At 67.0% G+C, this 8476-nt stretch carries 9 protein-coding genes and 1 pseudogene; 3 read left to right on the forward strand and 7 right to left on the reverse strand.

Annotation, left to right across the window (positions count from 1 at the left end; all coding sequences use genetic code 11):
- Nucleotides 1-583: 583 nt before the first annotated feature.
- Nucleotides 584-1441, forward strand: coding sequence for a hypothetical protein (locus tag QK440_RS40115; protein ID WP_282798206.1), 858 nt, complete (start codon nt 584-586; stop codon nt 1439-1441).
- Nucleotides 1442-1688: 247 nt separating this feature from the next.
- Here the strand turns inward: QK440_RS40115 and QK440_RS40120 are convergent, their stop codons facing one another.
- Together QK440_RS40120 and QK440_RS40125 are read right to left on the reverse strand one after the other, a co-directional pair.
- On the reverse strand, nt 1689-2096 hold the full coding sequence (locus QK440_RS40120; RefSeq protein ID WP_282798207.1) for an HNH endonuclease signature motif containing protein: 408 nt from the start codon (nt 2094-2096) through the stop codon (nt 1689-1691).
- A 513-nt stretch (nt 2097-2609) separates the two neighbouring features.
- Nucleotides 2610-2759: a hypothetical protein gene (locus QK440_RS40125; RefSeq protein WP_282798208.1), complete on the reverse strand. Its 150-nt coding sequence runs from the start codon at nt 2757-2759 to the stop codon at nt 2610-2612.
- A 487-nt stretch (nt 2760-3246) separates the two neighbouring features.
- Here QK440_RS40125 and QK440_RS40130 point away from each other — a divergent pair, with 487 nt between their 5' ends.
- Both QK440_RS40130 and QK440_RS41515 read left to right on the forward strand, forming a co-directional pair.
- The gene (locus QK440_RS40130) at nt 3247-3633 is read left to right on the forward strand and encodes a hypothetical protein (protein ID WP_282798209.1); all 387 of its coding nucleotides are present in this window, start codon (nt 3247-3249) and stop codon (nt 3631-3633) included.
- Between the two features lie 151 nt (nt 3634-3784).
- Entirely contained in the window at nt 3785-3910 is a 126-nt protein-coding gene (locus tag QK440_RS41515) for a hypothetical protein (protein WP_349239354.1), read from the forward strand.
- Between the two features lie 115 nt (nt 3911-4025).
- Here QK440_RS41515 and QK440_RS40140 read toward each other — a convergent pair.
- The 5 genes and pseudogenes from QK440_RS40140 to QK440_RS40160 form a co-directional block, all read right to left on the reverse strand.
- A pseudogene (locus tag QK440_RS40140) lies at nt 4026-4124 on the reverse strand (WhiB family transcriptional regulator); the annotation flags it as partial.
- A 560-nt stretch (nt 4125-4684) separates the two neighbouring features.
- On the reverse strand, nt 4685-4852 hold the full coding sequence (locus tag QK440_RS40145; protein ID WP_282798210.1) for a hypothetical protein: 168 nt from the start codon (nt 4850-4852) through the stop codon (nt 4685-4687).
- An 819-nt stretch (nt 4853-5671) separates the two neighbouring features.
- The gene (locus QK440_RS40150) at nt 5672-6247 is read right to left on the reverse strand and encodes a hypothetical protein (RefSeq protein ID WP_282798211.1); all 576 of its coding nucleotides are present in this window, start codon (nt 6245-6247) and stop codon (nt 5672-5674) included.
- Between the two features lie 845 nt (nt 6248-7092).
- Nucleotides 7093-7299 carry a hypothetical protein gene (locus QK440_RS40155; protein WP_282798212.1) on the reverse strand — a complete coding sequence of 69 codons (207 nt, stop codon included), beginning with the start codon at nt 7297-7299 and terminating at the stop codon, nt 7093-7095.
- Between the two features lie 322 nt (nt 7300-7621).
- On the reverse strand, nt 7622-7810 hold the full coding sequence (locus QK440_RS40160; protein WP_282798213.1) for a hypothetical protein: 189 nt from the start codon (nt 7808-7810) through the stop codon (nt 7622-7624).
- Nucleotides 7811-8476: the final 666 nt, after the last annotated feature.

The following is an 8476-nucleotide window of genomic DNA, read 5'->3' on the forward strand; positions in this document are numbered from 1 at the left end:
TGGGCGCAATCCGATCCCATGCCGCATCCGTCAACTCACCACGACCCACCACAAGATCAATTATCAGACAGGACCTAGCAGTGCGTTCCAGGGGGTGTCGTCTGCCCGGGCGGCCGAGCGGGCGTCCACGCACGCGATCACCATGCCGAAGAGGACGAGGGCCCTCACCGGGCTCGGGCCGGTCCTGCGAAGTCCGATAAGGGACCGACTGCCGAAGAGAGGGTCGGAGCTCCGGTCCGGAGCCGGACCCGGACGCTGCCGCAGCGTCTTCACCCCTGCCGGGAGGTTCGAGTTGGTCGACGCGGTGGAGCGCGCGTGCGCACGGTGCCCGAGGGGTGCTGCGTGCTTCTTCCAGCTGGTGCTGCGCATACGGTCAGGTCCATGCGCGCAAGGCATTCGAGCCAAGAGCATCGCGCCAAAAGGTTTGTCACGAGGTCGGACGTCGACGATGATCGCCTCATGACGACCAGAAAGGGCCATGCCCTCTAGGCGCCCCGCTTCTCTCTCCACAGGTCGCGCGCCACCGACCGCCGCTTACCGCAGCGCCCGATGACCGTGACCGCCCACCCTGGAGAGCCCGCCCGTGCAGAGGACCGCCCTCACTTCCTACGCCCACCTCCCCCGCGCGCACCACGACCGCCACGTCCTGACGAGTACCGTCGATGTCTTCGGCGTCGCCCACTGGCTGCTTGCCGAACGCGCTCCGCAGCCCGGCGGCGATGTCCGTCCCTTCGACGCCCTGGTCGTCTCCGTTCATCCGGACGGCCATGTCGAACGCACCGAGCTGAACTCGGTGCGAGCCCGCTGGCCGCACCTGGACCGCCTGCCTGACGCCGGGTTCGTCGTCGCCGCGTCTCGCGCCCGCCGGCACGAGGACGCGAACCAGGTCCAGGTCTTCGACGCGCTCGGGCGCGAGACCTCGTCCTTTTCCGTCGGGGACGCCATCGAGCACCTGCTCGTGGACGAGACCGGCCATATCTGGGTCGGGCACTTCGACGAGAACCCGGTCGGCATCCGTCGCTGGAGCGCCACGGGCCGACTCGCCTGGGCCTCCGACGACGCCGCCATTCCCGGTCTGTTCGACTGCTACGCCCTGAACGTCTCGGGCACCGTCGCCTGGGCGTGCCCGTACACGGACTTCCCGCTCGTCGAGATCCGCCCCGACCGGCCCGTGAGGGTCTGGTCGAACCGCATAAGAGGCGCCCACGCGGTGGCCGTCCACGGTGACCGGGTGGCCTTCTACGGCGGCTACGGCGAGGAGCAGGACCGACTCGGCCACGCAGAACTCACCGAAACATCCGTCGAGCCAACGGACACTGGTCAGCTCACCCTGCCCGATGGCTCTGCCCCCGGCCGCCGGCGGGCCGTCGGCCGAGGAAGCAGGATCTACGTCCAGGCCGAGCCATTCACCGCGTGGGGCGTGTTCGACCTCAACAGCTGATACCGGGCACTGAACCATTTCATGGGGACCCGCGGTAGAGGCGCGGGTCCCCATGCTCGACACCGCATGCGGGCAGGCCCACGCTCGGCGTCACGGTTGGGCCGATTTCGAGCATCCCAGTTGTCCGTCTGGGCACTTGGAGCGCTTAGTCACCTTCAGGCACTCCAGGCCCGGGTGGCGCGCCATGCGGACAGCAGCATGCCTCGAGCGCGCTCCATGTGCTGCCCGCGCTGGACAGCAGTCCCGGTCAGGGGGTAAACCGCAACGCTTCATGCGCGGCAAGGGCCGCGATGCGTAGCCGCTCGGTAAGGGCAGCCCTGCCAGCCCCACGAGTCTTGTAGGCATGGCAGTTGGGACACAAGGCGATCATCGCTTTCGGGTGCTCACTTCCACCGGCCGCATGGTCGTCAATGTGGTCCACTTCGAGCAGCGGATCACCTGCCGAAGTGCGGTAGGGCAGGTCGCGAAGCAGGCACGTGGGGTTCTCGCACAGCCCATGACAGCGCTCCAGGACGGCAATCCTGGCTTCGTGATCGCGGGTACGGCGTGTGCCCTTCACCGCACGGCGTGCATCGTGCTGACCGGTGCGCTCACGCTGCTCGATCCGCTCACACCGTGCCCGGTAGGTGGCACCAACCGAAGCTCGTGCCCGCATTCTCCGCGGTGTGTACGGCTGAGGGCTGAACGGAGACCTCCGAAGCCCGGAGGGAGGCCGCGTGACTTCTTGTGCCAGGGCTTGCCAGAGAGAGCTCAGTCTCTGCTGCCCATCGATGATCACAGGTGCCCACGCGTGCGTCTTCCCCGTGCCGGTATAGATCGTCACACTCTGACGAGCTACCTGGTCCATGCCCCTCCCCGATCACTCTGACGAGAATCCCTCAGTCCACTGACATCTCGTCTTGCCTGCCGCTGCACCCTTCCGGATGGCGAGGACACCGAGGCCTAGGAGGATTGGCTCAGGGAGCGCGAGGTTATCTCGAGCTACTCGTCGGCCGTGGTCAAGTCCCCGCTGGCGTCCCCAGTAACGGGCTGCCGCTGCTAGTCGAGGCAGCGGACCTGGCACTCGTCCGGCTTCAGCCGCATCCGTGTCTGTAGGACCGAGTCGCCTCTGAACCTGACGAAGTACCTGCGCCAGGCTAGGTCAGTAAGATGCCAGTCCGCCACCAGATCAGCGCCGTCCGAACTCCCGTCGCGAACGGTCCAGGGGGGCATCGGGCCTGTTGCGGGCGAGCAGCGCCTCCCGTACCTCCTCCGGCGTGCCAGGAGCGGTGCCGTCGGAGGGATGCGTGACGCGTTCGAAGCGGCTGAAAAGTCCCATGAGCGCAACCTCGTTTGCCCAACCCGCGGTCAGCTCGGGATGGGCCGCAAGACCCAGCTCGGCGAACCCCTGGAGGGGCGGGCTTGGAGTGCACGCGGATCACGGCGGAAGAACGGTTGATGTACAGCGCACCGTCCAGACCGTAGGCACGGGTTGTGCCATAGGCCACGTCGATCACGACGACCGGCAGCCCCATGCCGCAATAAACAGCGTATAGAGCATGAGCGTGCGCGGGGCGGCTCGATCAAGAAGCGCGGCGACAGCCCCGTGCTGCGCTCCAGCCACACGCCAACACGGGTGACGTGACAGGGCGCGTTACGGATCCATGATCTTGCGCGATAGACGTGGAAGGGAGCCCTGATCACAGCAGCTAGCCTGCTGAAAGACCTCCTCGCAGGACGGGGGGCAGCCGTCCCCTGCCAGGAGAGCGGCCACATCTGCGCCCCACAGCCCACGCAGGGCTCCGCCAACTCGCTGGAGGACACACATGTTGGGCATCATCGTGGCCATAGGCGCGGTGGGGTTCATCCTCGCCGTGGCGGGACAGGGCGGCTGGCCGAAGCTGGGCGGAGCCGTCGCAGGCAGCGTCCTTGTCACCCTGCTGCTCGTGCCGGTCGTCAGTACCGTCGCGCTTTTCCTTGCAGTGCCCGCCATCGGCATGGCGATGGGGTTGCTGCCACCGTTCGACTGCGAGACGGCTCCGCGGGCCTACGTTGGCTGGCTGGTCTCGGTGCTGCTCGTCGCAGCGGGTCTCGGCCTTCGGTTCGCCGTACAGGACCCGGACGGGGCCTTAGTGTTCGTCATCCTCTTCGGCCCCGGGGCCTGCGCCGCGGCCGGTCGGCTCCTCTACTACGTGAGCTGCCGTGACGAGTGAGCACCGGGGCACCGGCTCTGGCGATGATGGGGTGGCAGAACGATGGCCGTTGTTGTCAGATGGCCACCGTGAGGATGCCACACCGGTGCGACGGACGCGGCAGCCACGCTGAAGACCGTGTCCTTAAGCGGCCGCATCCCGCACTGTCGGCATGAGCGACGCCGAGCGACTGCAACGCGAGTTCGCTTCCGTCATCGCCAGCGGCCACCGCCACGGAGGCTCGCTCCAGATCGAAGAGCGTGCCGCCGCCCTCTCCGAACAGACCCTGCGCCTCTAGTACTCCGGCAGCGCCACCCAGCGGGTCCGCAGCCATCTCTATGCAACCGCAGCGTCCTTCCGACCGTCGGGTCACCGATGGCTTCCCAGTCCTGTGCTGCATCGGGTCGGGCGAGGCGGTGGTATTCCGATCGTGCGGCTTCGAGCAGGCGGCGCCAGGGCGTGACCGGCGGACGTTGTCGCAGGAGGACCCGCCGTTCGCACTCGGTCGTCCCCGCCCGGGATTCCGTCACTGGTTGTCGGCCGCGAGTCCGAGTGGCTGGTTTGGACATGAGTAAGCCTCGGCCTGTCCCTGCCGCTCCTCGCGGAATTCGTCACGCACCAACGGCGCCGAATCACGGCGGGCGCAGCCCGCTGCTGGACCCGGTGGTCTTCCGGGACCCCGGCTTCACCCGGGGTGTGGTCTGCGTGGCCCTGCTGTCCGGAGGGTCGGCGGGGCTGACGTTCGTGCTGTCCCAAGGAGGGCCGGATGATGTCACCGGTGACGGCGGGCGTGGTCGACGTCGCGCCCAACGCCGGCTTCCATGCGAACGGACCGGCTCACTGGCCGGCTCGACCACCGCATTGCCGTCCTCGGCGGGACGGCCTTCGAGGCGGGACGGTCCTCGAGGCGGGTTTCACCCTGATCGGCTGGTCCGCCTCCTCCGTCGGCGCCACGGGGCTGCCCGCGGGGCTGATCATGCCTACTCGTCGTTGTCCTCGAACTCGACCTACGCATCGTCGGCGTTGCGGTCGGCGGCGGCCGCGGCCCGTTCGTCGAATGCGGCGAGTCCGGTCAGCGCCGGGGCACCGGCGGCCAGGGCGCCGTGCGGGCCGCCCGGCTGGGAGCGGCGCCCGGGTCGCCGGCGGCTTGGCCGATGGCGGTGCGCAGCAGGGCGATGGTCGACGCGATGGCGTCGGCACGGGGTGGGTCACCGAAGGGCTGTTCTTCCTCGAGGAGCACGCGACGGGCATGGGCACCGGCGGGCCGACGGGTACCGGCGGGTGCCAGCCAGGCAACACCGGCGGCGGCCAGGGGGTGGCATTTTCGGTGCCAAGGAGACGGCAGCTGCGGACTGCAGCCCCTGAGACCCTGGCTTGCTCTCTCTTAGGACGTCCGAACCGGGAGCGATCCCTGCGCGAGGCGGCGCTCGAGACTACGTGAGCTTCTTCAGGATCCGCGATCGCGCGTCTTCGGATCCGATCACAGCGAAGCTGGTGCGCTTATCTTTGGACCGCTTTACAGCGATTTCCCCGTTCAGGCGAGAGGCTTTGGAGGCATTCTTGCTCTCGAATTCAATGATCATTGAATTCCTGCCGCAGGACAGTGATACCCATGGGTCAGAGCCTACGGAACTCGACGCCGAGGAACTGAAGTACGGGCCGCCCGGGAGCTTAGTGCTACCTTCAGAGGAGCTTTCCGGCCACGCGGTCCGCAGACCGATAATCTCGCTCCCCTTTGAGCCAGATACAGAAATCCCGCACTTTTCAGCAACCACGTAGGCAACAATATGGTGTTTACCCAGGCGAACTTCACCTACGGGGCGTGCACGATGGCCTGGACCCTCAGAGTCGACAACCTTCATGAAGTCGCCGCTCAAATCCACTTCATTGAGTTTATTCAAGGGGACGCCGTGTGTTTCAGGTGGGGGCGACGCCCCCTCAGAGTTGCCCCCACCCGTGGTGCAAGCCGCTGCGGCCAGCGAGAGAGTGGCAGCGATGACTGTTGATCGGACCGGTCGATTCATCAGCAAAAACCCTATCACTCGTCTCACAGGTCGGATCAGCCCTTGGTGGTCCACTGGTTGAAGCACACACCGACCGGCTTCAGCACGTAACCGGCGTACTTCTTGTTCGCGAAAACTGCCTGGTAAGTGTAATGATCGTAGAGAGGGTATGCCTGGATAGTCCCGAATCGCCCCTTCGGAACTTCATAACGGGTCTGATTTTCAACGGTGTAGCTTTTTGAGACACTGAACCCCATAGCCGCAGAGATCTTTCCGGCGGACAGGGATACGTCGGACTTCCTTTCCGTCGCAACAGATTTGCTGACAGTCAGAACCAAAGTTGTTTCACCTCGGCCGCTGGTCTGCTGCAGAAGCCGGGTACCGCAGTTCTGACCCTGGTACCGCTTGTTCTTAATCTTGATGAGGCTTTCGCCCGGCTTCTTCTTGATCGCATCGCCAGGTGCAATGATGTCGCTTACATCATCACCGGAAACAGACTGCACAGGAACGGTCCGCTTCACGACCGTGTCAGGGCCCGGCACATGGAATCCCTCAGGAAGACTTGTATCAGCGAGAACCGTTTCGGTGTCGGCCCCCCCTGCCGGGGCTGCCGTGGCCGTCCCCACGGCCATTGCACTCAATACAACTGCTCCGGCGAGTGCCCGCAGTACGCGATTCGCAGTTCTCCAAATCAAAGATACGAGAGCCTACGGCGGTCACCCGCAGTACTCGAATCACAGCTTAGATCATTTCTCTCGGGTTCAGATCCGGGATCCGGACACTGCACCTGCTGCCTGAAGGCTGCGCTCAGCACTCGCACCAGCCGGGACACAGGAAATGCGACCCGGCCAGACATCAGCTCTCACACCAGCTCACACGCTGAAAATGCAACAACTCCCGTAGATGCAGCGTCACATGATGCCACCAGCTGGAGTCAACAGCCGCCACTACCCATTACCTGCTTTGCGCAACAAAGAACTCCCGGCGAGGGCCTGACGGAACCTCAACAGCCACAACGCGTTGGTGACGCTGCAACAACGCTGCATACGGCCCTGGAACCTCGGGCTGCGCAAGCAGGTCCATGATGAGGAGTTCACGGTGGAAGTGGCCCGGTAGCTGGGCACCGCAGCGCTCGTAGCCACCCCCGGCATGCAGGTCGCCATGGGCGAGAGCGCTGCACACGGCAGTCTTCACGCCGGTCCTCACAGTGGCGGCAGTCCCGGCCCGAGTCGGCAGCACCCGAGCATCGCACCGCGCGTCGCCGACTCCTGGCGTTACGGCAGACCCCGGGTCAGCGGCCAGCCGACCGGATCGGTGAGCGGGCCGCCGGTGCGCAGCTACTCGGCCAGGCGCCGGGGCAGGCGGCCGGGCCGGTTCGACGAGGCGGTGGAGTACAACCGCGTAGCCGTCGGCGCCCTCCGCGGCGGCCTCGAGCGGGCAGGCCTGCGGCAGCCAGCTCCTGCAGCCCTGTTTTCCTTCACGGCGGCGGAGCGCGGGGCGGGGCGGCGGGTGCGGTCGCAAGCAGCACCGCGGCGAGCAGCGGTCCGAAGTCGACCAGCAGCGGCGCGGGCAGGATCGCGGATCGATTCCACACCTGCAGCCAGGACGCGAACGGCTGCACGGTGCCGTCGTCCCGGTCGGCGTCACGGGCAGAACCTGCTCGGCGCTGCGGGTGCAGGGGCAAGCGCCGCCCGATCCCACCGCTCCCCACCCCCGCTCCCCGCGCACGTCTGGGCACCCGGTGTGGGGCGCGTGCGCGGCGATGGGGCAGGCGTCCGCCTGGTCGATCCGAGGCCACGCCCGCGGCCGCTCGGCGGGCGGGTCCGGCGGCGGTGTTCGGGGGCCAGGACCGTGATCGGGCTCGGTCAGCCCCGGCACGCGACACACTCACGGTGCCGGAAGAGCGGCGGCGAGCCGCGGATGACCAGCGTGGGCCCCGACGGCCCTCAGGCCCACATCACCCGGCGTGAGCGCCTGACCGACCGCCTTCGAGATGACGGCCGCCATCAGCGCGGGAACCGATGGACAGGGGCGCTCGCCGTCGACCAGCGGCGGATGCGGGTCGCATCGGGTGCGATCTGCCGGTGACCTTGGGCTTTCGATGCTGCGGCGATCCGGCGGGCGATCTCGCCGTGCGACAGGCCGGCGGCCGCGATCCACAGCGCGAGGTCCGGGTTGCTCGATCTGCTGGTCACCGCCGTCTCGTCCTGCCTGCATCACGGAGTCAACTCCGCCAGGGTTCGCGGCACCTACGGTCTGACCAGGGCCCTGTCCAGGGGCGGATCCAGCATCTGCGGTGGCCGCCCGGCTATCCGCATGAGGCAAGTGGCCTGGCTGGCCTCCGGTAAAGAGACAGGGAGCATCATCCAGGGTGCCGATCTTGGCTTTGCCTCGTCGGTTCGCGATGAATTTGCGGACCAGGGTGGCCAGAGGCAGGGGGAGGACGACGGGTGAGGCCCCGAAGGTGATCGCGACGGTCTCGCCATTTGGCGTGCGAGAGCGACGTCGGGGCGCTCAGCACGCGTCAGTGCCTCGTGGAAGGGCACAAATTCAGGGCCGAAGGTGCCGGTGTGGCTGCCGAGTAGACCACGGCTCTTCTGGGCGAGGACGCATCACTGGCCCAGGCTCGGGGGCTGAGCCGCCAAGTGGCCTCGCAGACCGGGCAGTGTCCCCAGAAGCCGGGGCCGAGGTTGGTGCACTTTGCGCACACCAGCTCCTCGAAGCTGCCGCCGCGGGCTTGGGCGGCGGGAGGTGCGCAGGAGGGTGTAAGTGGTCCAGGCGCGCGTAGAGGGCGCGGACGAGCCGGGCGAGATTCTGTGCTCCGGCCACGGTGGCTCGGTGCTCTACGGAAAGGCGCCGGT

Source organism: Streptomyces sp. CC224B (genome assembly GCF_030010595.1).
GTDB classification, from domain to species: Bacteria; Actinomycetota; Actinomycetes; order Streptomycetales; family Streptomycetaceae; genus Streptomyces; species Streptomyces longispororuber.